The sequence below is a fragment of the Haloarcula sp. H-hyl2 genome, assembly GCF_056934385.1.
On sequence record NZ_JBRIIJ010000004.1, the window covers coordinates 59,710 to 81,918 of the forward strand.

General features: G+C 59.1%; 17 protein-coding genes. 6 read left to right on the forward strand and 11 right to left on the reverse strand.

Going from position 1 to position 22,209, the window contains the following annotated elements; genetic code table 11:
* Positions 1-71: 71 nt before the first annotated feature.
* The 6 genes from Hhyl2_RS19595 to uxaC all read right to left on the reverse strand — a co-directional run bounded on the left by Hhyl2_RS19595 (position 72) and on the right by uxaC (position 7,117).
* Positions 72-1,247, reverse strand: a complete 1,176-nt coding sequence (locus Hhyl2_RS19595; RefSeq protein ID WP_483552490.1) for an ABC transporter ATP-binding protein — start codon at positions 1,245-1,247, stop codon at positions 72-74.
* Positions 1,248-1,284: 37 nt separating this feature from the next.
* Positions 1,285-2,193 (reverse strand): carbohydrate ABC transporter permease, encoded by a 909-nt coding sequence (locus Hhyl2_RS19600; RefSeq protein WP_483552491.1) that lies wholly within the window; start codon positions 2,191-2,193, stop codon positions 1,285-1,287.
* Between the two features lies 1 nt (position 2,194).
* Positions 2,195-3,187, reverse strand: coding sequence for a carbohydrate ABC transporter permease (locus Hhyl2_RS19605; RefSeq protein ID WP_483552492.1), 993 nt, complete (start codon positions 3,185-3,187; stop codon positions 2,195-2,197).
* On the reverse strand, positions 3,174-4,505 hold the full coding sequence (locus tag Hhyl2_RS19610; RefSeq protein ID WP_483552493.1) for an extracellular solute-binding protein: 1,332 nt from the start codon (positions 4,503-4,505) through the stop codon (positions 3,174-3,176). The genes Hhyl2_RS19605 and Hhyl2_RS19610 overlap by 14 nt, the downstream gene beginning before the upstream one ends.
* 379 nt (positions 4,506-4,884) lie before the next feature.
* Positions 4,885-5,709, reverse strand: a complete 825-nt coding sequence (locus Hhyl2_RS19615) for an SDR family oxidoreductase (protein ID WP_483552494.1) — start codon at positions 5,707-5,709, stop codon at positions 4,885-4,887.
* Between the two features lie 31 nt (positions 5,710-5,740).
* Positions 5,741-7,117, reverse strand: a complete 1,377-nt coding sequence (uxaC, locus tag Hhyl2_RS19620; protein WP_483552495.1) for a glucuronate isomerase — start codon at positions 7,115-7,117, stop codon at positions 5,741-5,743.
* 754 nt (positions 7,118-7,871) lie between these two features.
* Here uxaC and Hhyl2_RS19625 point away from each other — a divergent pair.
* The 6 genes from Hhyl2_RS19625 (at position 7,872) to Hhyl2_RS19650 (ending at position 14,401) form a co-directional block, all read left to right on the forward strand.
* Positions 7,872-8,636: an IclR family transcriptional regulator gene (locus Hhyl2_RS19625; protein WP_483552496.1), complete on the forward strand. Its 765-nt coding sequence runs from the start codon at positions 7,872-7,874 to the stop codon at positions 8,634-8,636.
* A 75-nt stretch (positions 8,637-8,711) separates the two neighbouring features.
* A complete protein-coding gene (gene xacF, locus Hhyl2_RS19630) occupies positions 8,712-10,163 on the forward strand; it encodes a 2,5-dioxovalerate dehydrogenase (RefSeq protein WP_483552497.1) in 1,452 nt (483 codons plus the stop codon).
* 131 nt (positions 10,164-10,294) lie between these two features.
* Entirely contained in the window at positions 10,295-11,230 is a 936-nt protein-coding gene (locus Hhyl2_RS19635; protein WP_483552498.1) for a dihydrodipicolinate synthase family protein, read from the forward strand.
* Between the two features lie 51 nt (positions 11,231-11,281).
* The gene (locus Hhyl2_RS19640) at positions 11,282-12,352 is read left to right on the forward strand and encodes a mannonate dehydratase (RefSeq protein WP_483552499.1); all 1,071 of its coding nucleotides are present in this window, start codon (positions 11,282-11,284) and stop codon (positions 12,350-12,352) included.
* 102 nt (positions 12,353-12,454) lie between these two features.
* The gene (locus Hhyl2_RS19645; protein WP_483552500.1) at positions 12,455-13,297 is read left to right on the forward strand and encodes an NAD-dependent epimerase/dehydratase family protein; all 843 of its coding nucleotides are present in this window, start codon (positions 12,455-12,457) and stop codon (positions 13,295-13,297) included.
* A gap of 57 nt (positions 13,298-13,354) precedes the next feature.
* Positions 13,355-14,401 carry a lactonase family protein gene (locus Hhyl2_RS19650; protein WP_483552501.1) on the forward strand — a complete coding sequence of 349 codons (1,047 nt, stop codon included), beginning with the start codon at positions 13,355-13,357 and terminating at the stop codon, positions 14,399-14,401.
* 159 nt (positions 14,402-14,560) lie between these two features.
* Here Hhyl2_RS19650 and folP read toward each other — a convergent pair whose 3' ends face one another.
* The 5 genes from folP to Hhyl2_RS19675 form a co-directional block, all read right to left on the reverse strand.
* Positions 14,561-15,355 carry a dihydropteroate synthase gene (gene folP, locus Hhyl2_RS19655; RefSeq protein ID WP_483552502.1) on the reverse strand — a complete coding sequence of 265 codons (795 nt, stop codon included), beginning with the start codon at positions 15,353-15,355 and terminating at the stop codon, positions 14,561-14,563.
* An 85-nt stretch (positions 15,356-15,440) separates the two neighbouring features.
* On the reverse strand, positions 15,441-16,439 hold the full coding sequence (gene trpD, locus Hhyl2_RS19660) for an anthranilate phosphoribosyltransferase (RefSeq protein WP_483552503.1): 999 nt from the start codon (positions 16,437-16,439) through the stop codon (positions 15,441-15,443).
* Between the two features lie 655 nt (positions 16,440-17,094).
* Complete coding sequence (locus Hhyl2_RS19665) at positions 17,095-18,144, reverse strand: cellulase family glycosylhydrolase (RefSeq protein ID WP_483552504.1); 1,050 nt, start codon at positions 18,142-18,144, stop codon at positions 17,095-17,097.
* Between the two features lie 63 nt (positions 18,145-18,207).
* Positions 18,208-19,359, reverse strand: coding sequence for a galactonate dehydratase (gene dgoD / locus Hhyl2_RS19670; protein ID WP_483552505.1), 1,152 nt, complete (start codon positions 19,357-19,359; stop codon positions 18,208-18,210).
* A gap of 30 nt (positions 19,360-19,389) precedes the next feature.
* On the reverse strand, positions 19,390-22,194 hold the full coding sequence (locus Hhyl2_RS19675) for a glycoside hydrolase family 2 protein (RefSeq protein WP_483552506.1): 2,805 nt from the start codon (positions 22,192-22,194) through the stop codon (positions 19,390-19,392).
* Positions 22,195-22,209 lie beyond the last annotated feature (15 nt).

Consider the following 22,209-nt stretch of genomic DNA (forward strand, 5'->3'; position numbering starts at 1 on the left):
TCTTGCGGTCGCTGGTTCGTTGCAGATCCTCCAGTCCGGGCCCATCGAGGCCGATACCGGGGTGTTCGACCTTAGTTTGAGACCGGTTCGACGCGTGGTTCGAGTCCGTGGACGACCGCGTCGCCGGTCGCCCCGTCGAAGAGGTGGACCTGTGCGCGGTCCAGTGCGATGTCGACCGTCTCACCAGGTGCGATATCGACAGTCGGTTCGACGGTCATCAGTAGCTGGCCAGTCTGTGTGTCGGCCTCCTCTCCGTCGTCCAGATTAGCCTCGAAGGCGACGTCGGTTCCTTCAGGACGCAGATAGACGACGAGCTCGTCGCCCATCGGCTGGACCACGTCAACTTCCAGCGTCACTACGTCCGTCGCGGTCGCTGTCGTGCGGTGAGCGTCGAGATAGACGTCCTCGGGTCGGACACCGAGAACGACGTCGTCGCCCTCGCTAACCTCGACAGCAGAGGGGACATCGAGATCGATGCTCAGGTCGGGTGCATGGAAGGAGCCATCCTCGATCCGACCCCCGACGAATCGCATGCTTGGCGACCCGACGAAGCCTGCGACGAACAGGTTCGCTGGTTCGTTGTAACACTCCAGAGGCGGCGCGAACTGCTGGAGGTGGCCGTCGTTGATGATGGCGATACGGTCGGACATCGTCATCGCCTCGGCCTGGTCGTGCGTGACGTAGACCGTGGTCACGTCCAGTTCCTGCTGGAGGCGCTGGAGTTCGGTCCGCATGTGCACTCGCAGCTTCGCGTCGAGATTCGCCAGCGGCTCGTCCATCAGGAACACCTCGGGGTCCATGACGATCGCTCTGCCGATAGCGACCCGCTGTCGCTGCCCGCCCGAGAGTTCGTCCGGCATCCGATCGAGCATCCCGTTTATCTGGAGGATATCGGCAGCCTGGTCGACTCGCTTGTCGATCTCCGGCTCCCGGTAGTTCTTCAGCCGGAGGCCGAAGGTCATGTTCTCCCGGACGGTCATGTGCGGGAACAGCGCGATGTTCTGGAACACCATCGCGATGTCCCGGTCCTTCGGTGGCTTGTTCGTGACGTCCGTCCCGGCAATCTCGATGAGACCGTCTGTCGGCTTGGTTAGTCCGGCTACTGTCTCAAGTGTCGTCGACTTCCCACAGCCCGAGGGGCCGATGAGGGAGATGAACTCCCCGTCTTCGATGTCGAGATTCATGTCGTCGACCGCGACGACGTCGCTGTACCGCTTCGTTACTCCGTCTAGTTTGAGGTGTGTCATTGTTCGGTTGGGTGGTGGTTGCAGTCCTCTGGTGAGACTATCCCTTGATAGAGCCCGAGGTGAGTCCGCTCACGATCTTTCGCTGTGCGAGCAGGACGATGAGCGCGACGGGCACGACGCCGATGAGACTCGCAGCCGCCATCAGGTCGTATCTGACAGAGAGTTCGGTCTGGTAGCGCAACAGCCCCCAGACGATGGGCGACCAGTTCTGGGGAGACCCGGTCGTCATCAGCTGGGAGAAGAAGAACTCGTTGTAGGCGGTGATGAAGGTGAGAATGCCTGCGGTGACGAGCCCGGGAGCGGAGAGTGGCGCGATGATGCGGTAGAGTGCGCCGATCCGAGTAGAGCCGGTGACGCGGGCGGCATCTTCGAGTCCGTCGGGGATCTGCCCGTAGAACGTGGTCAAGAGGAGAATAGCGAACGGGAGTGCAAGCGCCGTGAGTGGCAGTCCGACTGCTGCTGGCGAGTTGAACAGGTTCGGACTGCTGACGCCCAACACGGTCACGTTCCCGGTCAGAAGCTTGAACAGCCCGACGATGAACGTCGCGCCGGGGAAGTACGAGATGGAGATGAGCAGGAGGAAGAGTGGCCGCTTCCCACGGAACTCCATCCGGCCGAACGTGTAGCCAGCGAGGCTCGCGAATACCAACACGAACGCCGTCACGCCCGTGGCGATGATCAGGCTATTGCGCATATAGAGATGGAACGGGACGGCCTGAAACGCCCCCAGGAACGACGTCGGGTCGAACCCTGCCGGCAGCAGACCGGCCTGCGTCGTGTCGCCTGGCTTCGAGAGTGCCAACATCAGGAGGTAGTAGAACGGGAACAGCGAGATGAGCAAGATGAGCAGTGTCGTGCCGTAGAACGTGTACCGGAACAGCGGGCTGGAATCGTCGTCGAGCCCGAGCGCGAACAGCCGGTCAGATAGTGAGGTGTCGGTCGCCATCTCAGATCCCTCCCGCCCGCGACCGGCTAAGCACGAGGAGGTACACCATCGAGACTGCGCCGATCAGCAAGGCCGTGAGGAACGCGAGCGCCGATGCTGTTCCGTAGAGGCTCCCGTTGAACGTTCCGACGACTGCACAGGTGATCGACGGCATCGTACTGCAGTTGGATATCGCGTCGATCTGTCCGTAGACGCGCATCGACGCGATCGAGGTCAGCAACATCGCGATCATGAGCGTCGGGATCGCCTGCGGCAGCGTGATCATGCGGAACTGCTGCCAGCGTGAGGCGCCAGCCACCTTCGCGACATCGTAGAGCTGTTCGTCGATCCCCTGGAGCCCTGCGAGGACGATCAGCGCGACGTACGCAGAGCGTTTCCAGACCGCTGCGAGCGTGACGATCCCGACGGTCGTGGCGCTGTTGCTGAGCGGTCGTGCTCCGACGAGTCCGATATCGTGGAGCACTCGCGTTCCCAGCCCGCCAGGAATGAACATGAGGTAGAAGATCATCCCCTGAATGACGATCGGAACAGCCCACGGAATCAGCACTGCTGTCCGGACGATCGAGCGTCCTCGGAACGTCTTGTTGAGGACGAGCGCCTGCACGAAGCCGAGTAGTGTGATCAAGATGACGCTGGCGGCCGTGTAGATCATCGTCGTCGGCAGAATGCTCCGGAACGGATTACTGAGGTCGATAAACGGACGAATGAGTATCGCGCCACGCTGGCCAGTCACGATTTCGATGTAGTTCTGCAAGCCGACGAACCCGCCGGTGAACTGACTGAAGCTATCTGCGAAGAGCGACGTTCGGAGGGTAAAGAGGATCGGCCACAGCGCGATAAGCGAGAATATCACCAGAGTCGGTGCGAGCACGAGATACGCGAACTTGGTCTCCGAGAGGTTCTCGACCCAGTCGTTCACGTAGGCGCCGCTCTGTCGGAGACTGTTCGGAACGATCGACGCCTGTTGTTCAGCGGTTCGGTTACTGCTGGCCATAGCTTTCCTCGATGTTCTGTAACTTCTGCTTGGCGTCGGCCATCCCCTTCTCGGGCGATTTACTCTGGGAGACCACGTTGTGGACCTCCTGGGAGATGACCTCCGACTCCTGGAAGTAGATCGGCGTCACGGGGCGTGGCATGGCGTTCTCGGCCATCACCGAGAACGTGTCCATGTACTGGCCGAACAGGGGGTGGTTCGTGACGTCCTCGGACTGGAGTAGTTCCAGCTTCGGTGGCAGGAAACCAGAGAGATTGAACCACTGGGCGAGGAAGTCGTCTTTCATAACCGTCTGAAGCACTTCCAGCGCCGCTTCCTGCTTGCTGGAGTTGGGATTGACCGAGAGGTTGTACCCTGCCAGTGGCGACGTCGTCCCGCCGACGTTCTCGTATTTCGACTCGGACTCCTGGATTCCGTACGGCTTCGGCATGAGGCCGAGTTTCTCGTTCACTGCCTCGCCGAAGTTGTCTTCCGAGGCAGCGAGCGCGGCGAAGCCAGCCGTTCCGACCGAATACGCGAACGCGTTCCCGTTGAGGAACGCGTCGAGATCTTTTGTGTACCGCCATCCGAGTACGTCGGAGGGGACGATTCCGCCGACGAACGAGTCGTTGTCGAGCGAGTGCTGGTCCTCCTGGCCCCACATGAACGTACGGAGCATCTGGAGTGACTCGAGAACTTGCTCGTCGTCGACCGTAATCGGCCGGTCCCCGACAGGCCCGAAGAGGTTCTCTCGACCGCCGAAGTACGCGCCACCCCATTGGGACATGATGGAGTTGAACGTACAGCAGGTGATCGTCTGTGACAACTCGAACGGCATCGTGAGCCCATACTGGAGCCCCTGTTGGTCCTGTATATCCGCGACCACCTGGGAGAACTCCTCCCAGGACTTCGGTTCCGTGCCCCAACTCTCACCCGCTGGATCGTAGCCTGCCTTCTCTGCGAGATCACGGCGATACCACGTCCCGCGAACGTCCATGATGAGCGGGACACCGAAGATGCTCCCGTTGCGGCCACGACTCGAATCGACGCTCTCGGGGTTGTACTCGTTTTCGAGCGTCTGGATGTCCTCGTCGGGAAGGGCCTCACTGAGATTCAGCAACTGACCGCGCCGGATGAACGGAATCGACCAGCCGACGTCCATCGTCAGGATGTCAGGACTGCTCCGGCCTGCGTTGAGCCACTGCCGATACTGTGACTCGAGCGTGCCCGGTGACTTCGTGCTGAGGTCGATGCTGATGTCTTCAGAGAGTCCCGCTTCGTGCAGTGCGGGTTCGAACTGCTCGATGGCCTGTTTCGGGGTTCGGGAGAGCAGATTCATCTTCAGCGTGGTCGATCCACCGGAACTCCCGCCGCCACCGCTGGCGGAACCCGACGACCCGCCATCGCCGGAACAACCCGCCAGCGATGCAGCGATTCCAGTTGCCCCAACTGCGCGGATAAACTGCCGTCTATGTACGCCACTGTTGTCTGACATGCTGCGATGGATTCTACAGAGACAATAATATTAATAGTTTTTGGTATATGTGGTATATCACCACATTCGGGAGCGCAATTGGACAGCAGGACGAGCGTCTAAGACTCGCTATCCACAGAGAAGAGACCAGCCAGTTATTCGATTCGAACCGAGCTGCGCTGTTGGACTATGGAGACAGTCGTGCTATCCGGCGAGACCGATTATTAGCGGGAAACCGATTGTCTCAGACACCACTGAATGCGGAGAAGCCGCCGTCGATAGGAATCACGGTCCCGGTGACGAACTCGGCACCGGGCGAAATCAGCCAGAGGACGGTCGTCGAGAGGTCCTCCGGATCACCGAATCTGCCCTGCGGGGTGTTGTCGATGATGGACTGGCCGCGGTCAGTGTACTCACCGGTTTCCTCGTCGATCAGCAGGTAGCGGTTCTGTTCGGTGAGGAAGAACCCAGGCGCAACTGCGTTCACGCGAATGTCGGGGGAGTACTCCTGTGCCATGTGGACAGCCAGCCATTCCGTGAAGTTCGAGACGGCGGCCTTCGCACCCGAGTACCCCGGAATCTTGGTCAACGGTGTGAACGCGTTCATCGAGGACACGTTCAGAATCGCCCCCTCCCCCTGATCGGCCATGTACTTGCCGAAGGCCTGCGAGGCGAGCACCGTTCCCACGAAATTGACGTTCACGACACGTTCGAGGCCCTCTTTCGGCAGATCGAAGAAAGACGTGTCCGATCCGGTCGTTGCATCGGGGTGATTACCGCCGGCGGCGTTGACGAGCACGTCGATACGGCCGTATTCGTCGACGACCGTCTCGGCGGCCGCATCGAGTTCGGCACGATCGAGCACTGACGCGGGGATCGTGATGACGTCGATCCCCTGTTCGGAGAGTTCGACGCGTTTCTCCTCGAGTTCTTCCTCGCCACGGGCGAGGAGCGCGACCTTCCCACCGTTCTCACCGATCGCTTTCGCCATTTCGGAGCCGAGGACTCCCGATCCGCCGGTTATCACGCAGACTTTGCCGTCGATGTCGAAGCTGTTTGGGACAGTCATTATCGTCTACAGTATGGGTCGTAGTGGAGAGTTATGTATGTTCTGTGTAACCGTACAGCGACTTCGGCCGCTGGTAGGCCAGGTGCGTCGCCAGTTGGTCAGCGTGTGCCATCGGCATCTGCCCGCGTTCCACCATCTCTCCGAGTACGTTCGAGAGAACACGGCGGAACATCTCGAACCGAGAGCCGAAGGACATCAGCTTCCGAGAATCACTCACCATCCCGGCGTGGTTCGCGAGCAAGTCGACGCTGCCGACCTGCCGTAACTGCTCGTCCATTCCGAACGGACTGTCGTTGAACCACCACGCAGGACCCACGCTGACGTTCGGGAACGCCCGCGATAGCGTCGTGAGAGACGGGTAGTGCGTCGGATCGACGGTATAGAGGACGATCTCGGTCTCGTCGTCGAACGTGTTCAGGAAGTGCCGGAGGTTATCAGTCAGTTCGATCGACTGTGTCGAGACGTCACCTCCCGCGTCGGTACCGACGGTCTCGTGGAGCGAGTCGCGGTAGTCACGAACCGGGCCGATATGGAGCTGTGTGACCCAGTCCTTCTCTGCGTTCAGCTTCCCCACTTCTTCGAGAATGAACGCCTGCAGATCTCGAACCCCTGTTTCCGAGAGATTCTGGCCGTCCCTGGCCTGTCTGTACAGGGACCGAGCACGCTCTCGGCTGACCGGTCTGGAGACCGGTTCGGTCAGACTGAGGTCGCTCGCCCGACAGCCGTGTTCGGCGAAGTAGTCGTGTGTCTGTGACATCGCGTCTAGGAACCCAGATAGAGTATCCGTCTGGATTCCGGTAACCGACTCCAGTTCCTCGACGAACTCGCTCCACGACCCACTGTCGACGTGAAACGCTCGGTCGAGACGCCACGTCGGTCGCACGTCGAGCCCTTCGATGTCGTCGGCTGCACGCTCGTGCTCGGAGAGCGAGGACGTGGGATCGTCTGTCGTACAGAGGATTTCGACGTCCATCGACTCGAGCAGTTGCTGGGGTTGCATGTCAGGAGACGATAGCTGTTCCTGAGTCTCTTCCCAGATCTCTTTGGCAGTCTCCGCGGAGACCGGTTTCTCGATACCAAACTGCCGTCGCAGGTCGAGGTGGATCCACTCGTAGGTCGGGCTTCCCGCGAGTTCGGGGAAGACCGCTGCCAGTGCCATCCACTTCTCCTTGTTCGAAGCATCACCGGTGATCTTGCGTTCGGGGACGCCACGCTTGCGCATCACCGACCACACGTAATGGTCTGTCGCCCCCTCTACCTCCCAGATATCGTCCCACCCGTCGTTCGCGACGATTTCGGTCAGGTCGGCATGACTGTGCGGGTCGACTATCGGGAGATCTCGGATGCTGTCGTAGAGTTCGACAGCCGCCTCCGACTCGAGGAGGTAACTGTCATCAACGAAGCCCATGTATCCAGATGGCCCATTCAGATATAAATATCTAACGACAATTTGCCCCGTGACGGGGTGGATGGGCGGTAGCCCACCCGATTCGCTCTCAGCGAATCAGGACACAGAGGGGTTCGTACCGGCGGAATATCGTGTTATACGGTGTGGTGGTGCGGACGAGACTAGCCCGTCTGTCGACAGTCGCTAGCTTTGATTCGCGATGCGCGCGTGGATGAGAGAGGAGTATGCCCCCTGTGTTCTCGAGGAACGAACTACGACGCGAGTCATCTGTCTCAGTGGGGCACTGCCGCAGTGCGGAGGCGAAATCCGCTTTTGAATAACACCCGTACATACGTTATCCAATCGCTGATCATCGGTTCCACAGCGATCCTACAGTTCCAAAACGATCACCATAATCGCTAGAATATCGGACTTTGAAGACATGATACGGCCGTTTCTTACTTGGTGAACAACGCGTCCGCGAGTAGCCGTGAGCAGCGAATATTCATCTCGCTCGGGAATATCGTGACCCTCCCGTCGAAATCGAATCTAGACCACTAAAATAACAGGCGTACGCGTATTATTTACAGTGAATGTACTGGCTTGACTCCGATTGTTTGCTTCCCATCGACCGGGCTGTCTACCCTAGGATGATTCCACAACCACTCAGGACAGAATAATCCCTACGTCCAATATATGGCACAGAGACGATCTGAGGCCCAGGATTCGATAGGAGAGAACAAGACCTAAGTGACGCCGCACCGTTGTTTGAGCCATGCCAACAAACACGCCGCGGAAAATAGAGGCGGTCCGCAAGACCTGCCGGATCATCGACATTCTCCAGGAACGTGGGGAGGCCGGTATCACGGAGATCTCCGAGGCGATGGATTTCTCGAAGAGTGCTGTCCACGGTCATCTCGCTACGCTCGAAGACGAGGGGCTGGTGGTGAAAGACGGCCATTCGTACTATCTCAGTCTGCGCTTCGTCGACATCGCGGAGTCAATTAAAGAGCGGATCGCGAAACGCGAAATCGTGCGGGAGCAAGTTCGGACGCTCGCGGAGGAGACGGGTGAAGTCGTTCACTTCGGTGCAGAGGAAAACGGCAGGGTAGTCTATCTCGCTAAATCGAAGGGTGACTCCGCGGTCGAGACGGCATCGAAAGTGGGCAAGCGGATGCCGATGCACTCGACGTCTCTGGGGAAGGCGATACTGTCCGAATTACCCCGCGAAGATGCGGAACAGGTACTCGAACAGCACGATCTCACAGCACGGACCGAACATACTCTCACCGAGCTGGAGGAACTCATAGCGGAACTGGACGAGACGCGCGAACGTGGATACTCCATCGACGACGAGGAGAACATCCCGGGCGTTCGCTGTATCGGGATGGCAGTGTCAGATCCCGATGGAGGTGTCTTCGGCGCGCTCAGTATCTCGGCACCCTCTCAACGGATGTCCGAAGAGCGGATCCAGGACGACCTCTCGGAGAAGATCGCGCAGGCAGCCAACGTCATCGAGGTCAACTCGATGTACTCGTAATCACAGGGCCGCCCCACTGACGTTCTGGCCCGCTCACCAAAACATTTGTATGTGGGTATCTGATATCTACGCCCGATGTCCGAGAGTTACGAGAACTACGTAGGCGGTGAATGGGTCACTGCCGACGCTGGCGAGACCTTCGACGTCATCGATCCAGCACACTCCGACGAAGTCGTCGGGACGTATCAGGAATCGAGCGAGACAGACGCTATCGACGCAATCGAGGTCGCCGACGACGCACAGCACACGTGGGCGTCCATGCCGGGCCCCGAACGGGGAACGGTACTCAAAGAAACGGGCGAACTGCTGGCCGATAGGAAAGAGGAAGCCATCGAGACGCTGGTGAGAGAGGAGGGCAAAGCGTGGTCCGAAGCGGCCGGCGAAGTCCAGCGAGCGATCGATATCTTCGCCTACTTCGGGCAGAAAGCACTGGATCTCGGCGGGACGTACAAAGCGTCCAGCAGCCGCGACACGGACCTCTACACCAAGGTCGAACCGCTGGGGACCGTCGGACTCATCACGCCGTGGAACTACCCCATCGCGATCCCGGCCTGGAAACTTGCTCCGGCCCTCGCGGCCGGGAACGCGGTCGTCATCAAGCCTGCAACTGCTTCGCCTGGCCCGACACGCATCATCTTCGAGTGCCTCGACGCGGCCGGACTCCCGGACGGGGTCGCGAACATGGTCACAGGTTCGGGATCCGAGGTCGGGACGCCACTGGTCGAGCACGACGATATCGACGGTGTCTCGTTCACTGGAAGCACAGCTGTCGGAACCCATATCGCGGAGACTGCCGCCGCGGAAGGGAAGCGCGTTCAGTGTGAGATGGGCGGCAAGAACCCGACCGTCGTGATGCCGAGCGCGGACCTCGACGAAGCGGCCGAGATCGTCGCCAACGGGGCCTTCGGGACCACCGGCCAGTCATGCACTGCCGCGTCCCGGGCTATCGTCCACGAGGATGTCTACAAGGCGTTCGTCGAGAAGATAGTCGAACGTGCTCAATCGGTCGACATCGGTCCAGGCCTGGACGACCCAGATATGGGGCCCCACGTCTCGAGTAGCGAACTCGAATCCACCCTCGAGTACGTCGACATCGGGAAAGCGGAAGGTGCGACCCTCGAAACTGGCGGTGCCCGGTTGACCGACGGAGAGTACGAGAACGGATTCTACGTCGCGCCGACCGTGTTCTCAGACGTGGACAACAACATGCGCATCGCACAGGAGGAGATCTTCGGCCCAGTGCTGTCTGTCATCGAGGCCACTGGATTCGAGGATGCACTTGCGCTAGCGAACGAGACCGACTACGGACTCTCGGCGAGCATCGTGACCGATCGCCTCTCCGAGGGCGACAGGTTCGTCGATCGTATCGAGTCCGGCGTCGCGAAGGTGAACCAGAAGACGACTGGCCTGGAGTTGCACGTCCCCTTCGGTGGGTACAAAGACTCCTCGACGAACACGTACCGGGAGCAGGGTGACGCTGGCCTCGATTTCTTCACCTCGACGAAGACCGTCTATCGGAGTTACTGACTCTCTCGCCAGTCTGCCGAGCGGTTCGACCGGTAACTCGATCCGTCCTGCGGCCGACTCGCCTGTGTCGTCGACGATCGGCACCGAAATTATAGACAGTTTTTTATACTAGAAGTTAGTGTGTCTACGTAATGCCACTCGGTATGGACGAGGTCAGAGACCATCTTAGAGGTGTGGCGGTCGGTCTCTTGACTCCTTTCGACGACGACGGGCAAATCGAACACTGGAAGATCGAGAAGAACGCACAGTCCCACTACAAACAGGGAATCCGGACGTTCCTCGCCGCTGCAAACATCAGCGAGTACCACTCCCTGTCACAGGAGGAACGCGTGGACGTCACGGAAGCGAGTGTGCAAGGACTCCCCTCTGATGCCTGTGTCCTTGCTGGTGTCGGAGGGAGTACGTCGGCAGCACGTGACCTGATTCAGGCCTACGATCGTCTCGGCGTCGATGCGATGATGATCATGCCGCCCGATCACACGTACCTGCACGAACGTGGATTGCTGGACTACTACCACGAACTGGCAGATGCGACCGAGACCCCCCTCGTACCGTACGTCCGTGGCTTCGATCCGTCTGTCGACTACCTCGCGGAGCTATCCAGAATCGACGCTGTCGCAGGCATCAAGTACGCCCTGAAAGATCCGATCAAGCTCGGTGCTGCTGCGAGTAGGGGCGACGACGACGTCGTCTGGGTCAACGGCTTGGCAGAACCGTACGCAGTCTCGTTCTGGGCCGAAGGTGCGGAGGGGTTCTCGGCTGGCGTGAGCAACTTCCGACCGGAAGTCGGCCTCGCACTGTTTGAGGCGCTCTCTGACGAGGACTGGGAACGCGCCCGGACGCTCCGGGACATCTGTCTGCCATACCAGAACTTCCGTGACCAGACCGGCCAGAACAACTCCATCGCAGGCGCCATCAGTGTCCCGGCGGTCAAGAAGGGCATCGACCTCGCCGGAATGCACGGTGGGGACGTGCGTGAACCGATCCGCCCCTTGTCGTCGTCGGAAGCACAGCAGGCTGAAGAGCTCTACAATCAGCTGGACGACGATATCGCACGGCTGATCTAGTGAGCAGTCCCCGGACAAAGAGCTAACACAGAAGACAACATACGTTATCACATGACACGAGATACGAAACCCGACGTGGAATCACTCCCGTTGCGCAGTGGACTCCGAACGCGGACCCTCGCAGACGAACGACTAGAGTTCTGCCGTCAGATCGGCGTCGAAGACATCTTCCTGGACCATCGCGACCCGCGTGGCGACGTCTTCGAAGACGAGGGAAGCAACGACAAAGAGACGCTCACCATCGACGAGGGTGTCGTCCCGTCCGTCTCTGAACTGGTGCAAGCACGCCGACGCGCCGAGGACGCGGGGCTCCGTCTGATGGGGATTCAGTCGCTGAGTTACAACGTCTACGGGAAGATCATGCTCGGCAAAGACGGGCAGGAACAGCAACTTGAGACCATCAAAGAACTCATCCGGAACATCGGACAGGCGGACATCCCGATTCTTGGCTACCAGTGGAATCCGCGCGGCGTCGTCCCGATGCGCACCTCACAGACCGTCCGTCTGCGTGGCGGTGCGCGAGGGAGGGGCTTCGACATCGAGGATATCTCCGATCCGTACGAGCAGGCTCCTGGTGTCGAACGCGAGTACGAGGAGTCGGAACTCTGGGACAATTACGAACGGTTCCTCGAGGAGGTCCTGCCCGTCGCAGAGGAAGCAGGCGTCCAGATGGCGCTCCACCCTGCAGACCCACCGACGGTCGAGCAACTCGGTGGGATTCCCCGTCTCTTCCGGAGCTTCGAGGCGTTCCAGCGCGCGATGGAACTCGTGCCAAGCGACAATCACGGACTCAAACTCTGTCTCGGGTGTTTCTCGGAGATGCCCGATACGGACGTCACCGAGGTGATCGAGCACTTCGGCTCCAGCGACGACATCGTCTTCGTCCACTTCCGTGACGTCATCGGCACGTGGCCCAGTTTCACCGAGACCTTCGTCGACGACGAGCAGAGCAACTTCGATGCGCTGGACGCGATCGAGGCGTTGCAGGATGTCGGGTTCAACGGGGTCATGGTCCCGGACCACGTACCGGAAATTGTCGACGACACCGAGTGGGGCCATCGCTCCCGTGCCCACGCCATCGCGTACCTCAACGGCCTGCTCGCGTGTTCCCGACGAGGGTGATACCGGAAGTCCGCCAGTCGCTGTAACCGCAAGCATAGCAGTACAGAAACGCTGTGCGAATATATCGCAAGATTATTTGATGACTCAACCGAGATTTGCCCCATGAACGTTCTCGTCACCGGATCCTACGGTCGGTGTGGGACTGCCCTCATCGACCACCTGGATGAGAATCCGGAGTACGAATTCACCTACCTGAACCGCTCTGACCGGCCCGAAGACCATCGCTACGGTTCGTTCGACACCTACGTAGCCGATGTATCCGACTACGAGGCAATCCGTCCCGCGTTCGATGGCCAGGATGCCGTGGTTCACCTCGCAGCGTACCCCTACACCGACGGCGACTGGTCGGACGTCTTCGAACCGAACATTCTCGGGATGTACAACGTCCTGGAGGCCGCGCGGGACGCAGAAGTCGAATCCTTCGTCTTCGGATCCACCAATCATGTCCAGGGGTTGTACGAAGCCGAGCTAGCACCCGAGATCTATCAGTGGGACCACCCACTATTGCTCGACGATACCGATCCAGTGCGTCCGGATTCGCTGTACGGGGCGACGAAATCCTTCGGCGAAGACATCGGCCGGTACTACGTCGAGGCCAAAGAGTGGCCCCAGCAGTTCTACGCGCTACGGATCTGTACGGTTCAGTCAGCTCCCTACGACAGCCCCTACGGGCCTGCCGAGCAGCGCGTCGAACAGGGTGAGATCAGCCGGAACGATGCGGCGTATCAACAGTCTGTAAACCGGACGAAAGCGACGTGGCACTCTCGGCGAGATTTCGCTCACTTGATCGACTGTTGTCTACAGGACTCCGGGGTGACCTACGGGATATTCAACGGTGTCAGCGACAACGACCGCCGGTGGTTCTCTATCCAGAACGCCCGTGAACAGCTCGGTTATCGGCCCCAGGACAACGGTGAATCGTGGGACGAATCTCCCAACAAGTGAACAGCAGTCTATCGTCGCAGACGCCCCTCACACGAGAACGAACGGACGAAAACAAAAATGAAAACACGACCCAATAAGGCAGTTATCGGAACGTACAGCGAGGCAACCGAAGCAGGACTCCATACCATCTCGGTCGACGGCGAGACCGGCACGATAGAGCACCTCGACTCTATCGTCGCTGGCCCGGACCCGACATTCGTTACAGCGCACCCGAATGGAGACTACATCTATGTTGCAGTGAGATCCGAGCCAGAGGGGGAGATCAAAGCCTTCGAAGTCGACGAGAACACTGGCGAGCTGACCCTCGTCAATTGCATCGAAAGCGGGGCGCTTAGTCCGTGCCACTGCAGTGTCGACGCGACAGGACAGTTCCTCTTCGTCGCCCACTATGCGGGCGGTGCCGTGTCGATGCTCCCGATCGAATCTGACGGTGCAGTAGGGGGACCGACCGCTGTGAGAGAACACAGCGGCTCTGGAACCGACCCAGAGCGACAAACAGGTCCACATCCTCACTCGGTCAACCCTGGCCCGGACAACGAATACCTCTACGTTCCGGACCTCGGTACCGACCAAATCGTGATCTACGAGATCCGCCCCTCTGCGGAGGATATTATCCTGCACCGGAAAGTGGGGACTGCACCGGGAGCTGGGCCACGTCATCTGGCTTTCGGCCCGGAAGGGCAGTACGTCTACGTCATCAACGAACTGGACTCGACGGTCACCGTCTTCGAACGCACTCACGATGGCGGCCTGAATACGCAATCGAACGTCGCCACACTCTCTCCCGAGTTCGAGGGGAGCAACAAGACAGCCGAGATCGACGTGCATCCATCGGGCCGATACCTGTTCGCCTCGAACCGGGGCCGAGATACGATCGTGGCCTTCGCTATCGATGGGAACGAACTCCACCGCATCGGTGAGACAGCCACCGGAGGCCGGTGGCCCCGTCACTTCAGTATCGGCCCAACCGGGGAACAGCTCTACGTCGAGAACCGAGATACGGACGAGGTCGTCGTCTTCGATATCGATATTGCCAGTGGCGAGCTGACAGAGTCCGGTGAACGATTCTCGGTATCGGAGCCTGTCTGTCTGGAGTGGCTATAGCGTTCGCAGGCGGGCCAGTCAGTGCCACTTCTTGCTGTATACGACCATCAACGGGAGGAGTCGCGATGTGTTGTGGAAACCACCGACACGAAACTCCCGTCCCGGAGATACAGACCGGGTAGTCGCGGGTCATCACTCTGCCACAGCGATAGAGTGATTCTATCGGGTGCTGCGACAGTCCCACAGGGCTTCTGCCGTGCGGAGTGCATGCACGGTTTCAGCGACATCGTGGACACGGACGATGTCAGCTCCGTTTCTGGCAGCGACGAGATGGGCGGCGAGGCTCGGTGCGAGTCGATCCTGTGGAGGCAGTTCCACGAGTTCGCTGGTGAACGACTTACGCGACGCACCAACGAGAACGGGAAATCCGAGGACTGCGATTTCATCGGTCCGAGCGATCAGTTCTATATCGCCCCCATCTCCTGTGGCAAAACCGATCCCGGGGTCTAAGATGAGCTGATCTGGTGAAATCCCATCGGCAAGGGCACGTTCGACTATCTCGGTTAGCCGACCTCGGGTTTCAGTGACTATGTCACCGGTTTCCGGAGAATACCCCGGGTCGACCGGGAGATTGAGCGCGTCCATGGCCACGACACTGCACTGGCGAGTCGCGACTACCGAGCGCATTTCGGGATCGGCAAGTCCGTTCTGATCGTTGATGATGTCGGCCCCAGCGTCCAGGGCTGCCTCTGCAACACCGGGTTTGTACGTATCGACCGAGATGAGCGTATCAATCTCCGAGTCCGCAGCTAGCTGTTCGATGACAGGGATGACCCGTTCCAACTCTTCCCCGCTCTGAACTGGATCGGCCCCTGGTCTGGTACTCTCTCCACCGACATCGAGAATATCCGCACCAGCTTCGTTGATCTCCCGAGCGCGTCTGACGGCGTCCTCGACCGCCAGATACTGTCCGCCGTCGGAAAACGAATCCGGGGTGACGTTCAAGATTCCCATCACTCGTGTACGGTCTGCTTCGTTGCTCATTTGCGTCATTAGGGTCTACTTCTGAAAGCTCAGTATTGCTGTTTACTGATCGCCGTCAATACTCACGAAGGTCGTCGAGTTTGGCAGCAGCATCGCCTGAATCGATCGCATCGCGGGCACACTGGACGCCTTCTTCTATCGTCTCCGCGATACCAGCGAGGTACACCGCGGCACCCGCGTTTGCAAGGATAATATCCCGCTTCGCGCCAGTAACCGAGCCCGTGAGGATTTCCCGAAGATCAGTCGCGTTTTCTTCGGGCGTACCACCGGCAACGGATTCGATTTCGTGTGTTTCCAGGCCCAGATCCTCGGGAGTGAGTCTGTATTCTTCCACGGACTCGTCGGTGACCTCAGCGACGACAGTCTCGTCGTGGACGGCGATCTCGTCGAGGCCCGAGCCGTGCACCACCAGTGCACGGTCCACCTCTAGCTCGGCCAGCGCTTCGGCCATCGTGGGGACTAACTCCGGATCGTAGACGCCGAGAACCTGGGCATCAGCTCCTGCAGGGTTGGTGAGCGGGCCAAGGATGTTGAAGATCGTCCGTATTCCGATCTCCTTGCGTGGGCCGATGACCGCCTCCATCGCCGGATTGAACACCGGTGCCAGCATGAACCCGATCCCCTGTGATTCGATAGCTGCTTCGACAACCTGTGGGTCAGCCGCGATATCGACACCTGCAACATCCAGCACGTCAGCACTCCCTGAGGAAGACGAGACTGAATAGTTCCCGTGCTTGGCGACGGTCGCTCCCGCCCCTGCTGCCACAATCGCACTGGTCGTGGAAACGTTGATGGTACTGTACTCGTCACCACCGGTGCCACAGATGTCGACGACAGGAGAGCGGTCTGGGTCGATTGTCTCCATGGTATCGCGCATTCCCTTTGCGAATCCTGAGATCTCGGCCGTCGTCACACCGTTTGTACGGAGGGCAGCGAGCAACGCACCAATCTGTGCGTCGCTTGCTTCCTCGAGGACCAGTTGGGCTATCGTACGCGCCTCGCTGAATTCGAAGTCCCTGCCGCCAGTAGCTTGTCTTATATATTGTGTAATCATGCACTTGGATGTACTGATTAGTACATTGGTAGCCAAGTATGTCCAGTGGTATAATTCTGTGGTTTCGTTGATCAGTGATTAATGAATCGTCACTGCTTGGCCAGACAGTAGGACAAACCCTATCAGGAGACTCCAATACGTAAATTGTTCAGAGACAGTATTCCCATATGCAATAGTCTATCGAATCTATCCCCCGATTTACCAATGTCTGTATATAAATTAGGGTCTTAAATCTCATATTTGCCATATCTATATTTATATTTTCGAATACCATTACTACTCTCTGGTAATATACACGTAGAATGTTCTTTCACACCTATGGATGTGTTGACTTGAACTGCAATTCTATCCATGCTGTTCGTATCGATGGTGAACTCTCCCCCGGGCGTTTGAGTAAACCAGATCACGATACAGAACCGAATACGTCGAGATGGACGAGCTAGTCGTACTCGCGACGAACAAAGAGATCCTGAACCGTCTCCGGGATTACGGGCCCGTTGTCGATGACTTCGAGTGGCTCTGTTGAAACCCTCATTCGGAGATCTATTCGACCGCGAGAGCGGGACGTTTCGGACGAGAGAACAAGTCGTGTCGTAGACCGGCAAATATCCCACCTGCGGGACGGGAAGCCCCGCCGTTCACGACGGGGAGGATGTCACGTGTCGTCCTGTCTCCCGTCGTTTCGAACGACGAACTTCTGGAACAGTTCGTACTCCCGTTCACGATAAGGGGTACCGTCGTCGTATACGAGGTCGTGGAACCACGTGTCCGTCTCCTCGCCGTCGATGGCCTCCGCGATCGATGTCTGGGCGGTGCTCCACGGCAGATGTGTTTGGATTTTCCCGTTCACGAACCCCCAGGTGTAGCAACCGATACCCTGCTTCCGAAAGTATGGGAGGTGCGTCTCGACCTCGTTGTCGCGGGTCCGGGCAAGCCACTCCGTACAGAGCAGCGGGCGATCCCACTCTTGGAGGTCGTCAACCCGTTCTTTCGTGAACGAGAGTTCGCTGTAGTCGTGGAACGAAACCACATCCGCCTCAACCGAGCCGATACGGTTCTGGTCCTCCCGGTTCGGATCCCAGTTCACGCCCGCCGTAATCGGCTGTAAAGGGTCTGCCTCGCGGGCCCATGTGAACGATTTCCGGAGCAGCGGATTGGACGCCTCGTCGATATCGCTGTTTCCAGGTTCGTTGTACACGTCCCAGATACAGATCCGCTCGTCATCGTTGAAACATGAGATGATGTCACGGACGTATGTCGCAAGTTCGGACCAGGTAGATCGATCGACGACGAGTTCGTGGCCGGGGCTGGGTGTCCACTGGCTGTTGTGGGTATTGTGCAACGGCTCTCTCTGCGGGCCGAGATACGGCTCCTTGCCGGAGAACTTCACGTCGTCGAAGAACACGGGCATCACCGTTAGCTCATGTTCGTCCGCGATGGAGAGGAACTGTTCGAGACGGTCACGGAGTCCCTCTGGATCGTCTTTCCATACGAGATATTGGAGGAAGACTCGTACAGTATTCATCCCCCACTCGGCCGCCCAGCCAAGCTCTCGGTCGATGGTCTCTGGGTCGAAAGACCTCGATTGCCACATCTCGGTGGGGTTCACCGCAGTCGACGGGAGATAGTTGCACCCGACGAACCAGTCCTGTTCTCCATACCAGTCCCATGCTTGTGCTTCAGTCCAGCGTTCGCGTCCTGTCATGTGTCTTGTTATTGTTGTTGTGTACCGCAGTCTTGATCGGGGGGAACTGTGTCAGCGATAGTGTCACCACTCGGCAACGCTATTATCCGGGTGTCGCCAAACTGGGTTGTGCCAGTTGACGTCCTCTGCACAGGCCTTGACGACTTCGTGATCAATGTCGATACCGAGTCCTGGTCCATCGGGTAGGTCGACGTAGCCGTCACTGTATTCGAACACCGATGGATCTTCGAGATAGGCGAGTTCGTCTGTCCCCTCGTTGTAGTGGATGCCGATACTCTGTTCCTGAATCGTTGCGTTGGGCGAGACGGCATCAACCTGGAGACACGATGCGAGTGCAATCGGCCCGAGTGGGCAATGTGGTGCCATCGCGACGTCGTACGCAGCAGCCATATCGGCGATCTTTTTCACCTCGGTGATTCCACCGGCGTGTGAGAGGTCCGGTTGGATGATATCCACACTCCCGTCCGCCAAGATTTGCTTGAAATCCCAACGAGAGTACATCCGCTCGCCGGTGGCAATCGGGACAGATGTGTGTTTGGCTATGCCTGGGAGCGCGTCGTTGTGTTCCGACAACACCGGCTCCTCGAAAAACATCGGGTCGTAGGGTTCCAGAGCCGACACGAGGCGCTTTGCCATGGACTTCGAGATGCGGCCGTGGAAATCGATACCGACGTTCACCTCTGGGCCGACGACGTCTCGGACCTCACGCAGTCTGTCGGCCGCTTCGGACACGGCTGCTGGCGACTCGATGCGACGGAACTCAGATGTGGCGTTCATTTTCAACGCCAAGAATCCTGATTCGACCGTCTCGGCTGCGTTTTCACCGACTTCTGCGGGTCGGTCGCCTCCGATCCAATGGTACACCTCCATCCGGTCTCTGACCGGGCCACCCAGTAGCTCGTACACCGGTTCTCCGAGTAACTTTCCGCGGATGTCCCAGAGTGCCTGGTCGATGCCAGCGATAGCAGACATCAGGATTGGCCCACCTCGGTAGAAGCCACCTCGATACATCGTCTGCCAGTGGTCTTCTACCGGTTGGGGGTCCTGTCCCAGCAAGTAGTTGTCCATTAGTTCGGTGACTGCCGCTTTGACCGTGCTGGCACGTCCCTCGACGACGGGTTCGCCCCAGCCGACCGTACCGTCACTCGTCTCGATTCGTAAGAACAGCCACCGTGGCGGTACTTCGTATAGTTGGTAATCCGTTATTTGCGTCATTGTTAGATATGTGTCCTGATCTATCGAGTACTAGTCGCCGGTTCGAGGGGATCCTGTTGCGAGCGTTGTAATGAGTCTGTCGAGCAGGAGCGTCGCTGTCGGGTGGTCGCCGTACTGGTGACCTATCCGGAAGGTACAGGAACAGACAGTTCCGGCTCCGACATCTCGAACCACCAGAGGGCTCCCCCAATTCGCTATCCAGCCCTCGACGTACCCGACGTGAACGTCGTCGGTTTCGGCGTCGAGGTCCGTCACGACCGCATTAGGATACATGCCTTCGAAACCCCAACCGAGGCGATCGTCGGCCGCGATATCAGCGAGTATCGGGCTCGCCTGTGCGTACGTGGACGTAGCGAGGTTCCAGTTTTCGCCCGGTGTGAGCTCACGGTAGTCGAATAGCGATGTCTCCGGACTGAACTCGTCAGGACCAGGGAGGAATAGTGCTGGGGTACCGTCAGCGATACCCTCGTCTACGGGATGGGTTGTTCCACTCCCAACGATGAGGTCGGCGTCAGCCACCCTGTCGACGACGCGATACCTGGCACCCCGAAGTCTCTCCGCGAGTATGTCGTCGGTCACGAACAGGTGGATGTCCGTCGAGACCGCGTGTCGGGCCGGCACGACGACGAGCGGTTCGGAGTTCGTCGCCGTTCCCGCTGGTCCTTCGACAGACACCTCAATGGTGACCGTCCGCGGTTCCTCACCCGCTTCGAACGTGAGTGCTGGTCGGTCGATAGCAGTCGAACTGAACTCGGTGACGTGAACCTCCCGTCCGCCCTCGTTGAGGACTTCGCCATCGTCGTGGACCGTCCACTCTACCGTCGCCTCACCATCGACACCGGTGTCGTTGATGACCGAGATACTCAGTGGGACCGACTCTCCGGCCCAGCAGACGTGGTTTTCGGGTTCGACAACAACCGCGAAGGCATCGTTCACATCAGCGAACTCGTTGTGGAAGACCTTCTTTTCACGGAGGTAATCGAGGATACCGTTGAACTCCCACTCGAGGTCCGTCCACTCCGTGATAACGTATCCAGCGAGTTCGTTACGCGTCCGCATCTCCTCGATCTGATCTTTGAGGGAGACGAACTGACGCCACTGCCAGGACTCAGCGAGGGCTCCGATATCACCGACCATCTCCGGCAACGATGTCTGGGTATACCGCTCCTTGAACCCTGCTGGGGACCGGCGGACGCCCGATTCCAGATGGAGATGGTGCGAGTCGAGTTCCTCGCCACGATGCTCGTCGGGTATGAGGAACGAGTGGTAGAACCACGGCGGCGGTCCGTCGTAGAACGCCTCCAAACGGTCCGTATCACAGAGCCCCCACGTCCCGAATTCGGACATAACGATGGGTGTCTCCTCCGGGTCCGTCCACTCGGCGGCGTAGTTGTCGCCCGGATTCGCGATGATCTCATCGAGGTTCGCCGCCCATTCTTGTGCACGGTCCGGACTTGCGAAGTACTGATGGTAATCATTGATGTCCGTCGCGACGTGGGCCCACCCCGAGTTGTCACAGACGAGTCTCGTCGGATCCCAGCCGGCGGCCGCTTCGTACAGTTGGCCGAGTGTCTCCTGTTTCTCGGGGTCGTCCCAGACGTAGGTCTCGTCCTGATGGTGACCGATACCCCACTCTTCGTTGTAGAGGCTCCAGATGATGACGGAGGGGCGGTTGAAGTCACGGTTGATGAGTCCCTCAACCTGCTCGCGGACTTCACGCTTCGACCGTTCGGTGTAGCGGGCGGGATTCGCCGTTTCCTCCCACACGAGGATCCCGAGTCGGTCAGCCGCCTCGACGAAGTCCGGGTGGGCTGGCTTGATGTGTTTCCGCAACAGATTGAACCCGAGTTCCTTCGCCAACTCGATCTCTCGCTCGAAGAGGCCCGCTTCGAAGGGGCGATAGAGGGTCTCGGGATAGTATCCCTGGTCGAGTGCCCCACGGATGAACAGCGGGTCTCCGTTGAGGTAGAGCTGTCTCCCTTCGAACGACACCGATCGCATCCCGAAGTAGTCGCTGAAGGTGTGACACACGCCGGAATCAGCTACGAGGTCGACCTCGAAATCGTAGAGGACTGGGTCAGATGGATGCCAGTACTCTGGTTCGTCGAGTGTGACTGTGACAGAAGCACTGCCCGTTTCAGATTCGGCGTCTGGGGTGACCGAAACGTGTTCGGATGCTTCGATGACATCGTCGTCCTGCAGCACCCGGACCTTGGCCACGTAGTTCGTCTCGTCGGCCGATAGCCCGACAGCTTCGAGCTGGAACGTCACCGAATCGGCGTCTAGGTCCGGTGTGGCCCGAACGTCTGAAACCCGCGTGGGTGGGCGGAGGTCGAGCGAGACAGATTGCCAGATGCCGCTGACTCGGGTGTACCACGGGTCGCCCTGTTTACCGTGGGGGATCTCGTCGATATTCTCCGGGTCCTCGACCCTGATACTGACGACGTTCTGTCCGGGTTCGAGTGCGTCACCCACGTCGACCTCGAAGGGGAGATAGCCACCTTGGTGTTCGCCACAGCGGTGTCCGTTGACCCAGACCGTCGCCTCGTAGTCGACTGCACCGAATCTCAGGAGGGCGTCACGGTCGGGGGACAGTTCGTCGATGGTGACCGTCCGACGGTACCAGACCGCACCACAGAAGTCTTCGAGTCCATCAACCTCTTGCCACGCGTGTGGCACGGTGACGGTACGCGTCTCATCGTCGTCCCAGTCCGCCGCCGGCTCGGCCCATCCGTCGTCGATTCCGACGCCGTCGGGGTCGCTACGGAGCTGCCACGGTCCGTCTAACGAGACGGACGTCGACTCAGTATCGACTGTTTGCTGTCTTTCGTTCATTGATACGGTCAGTTT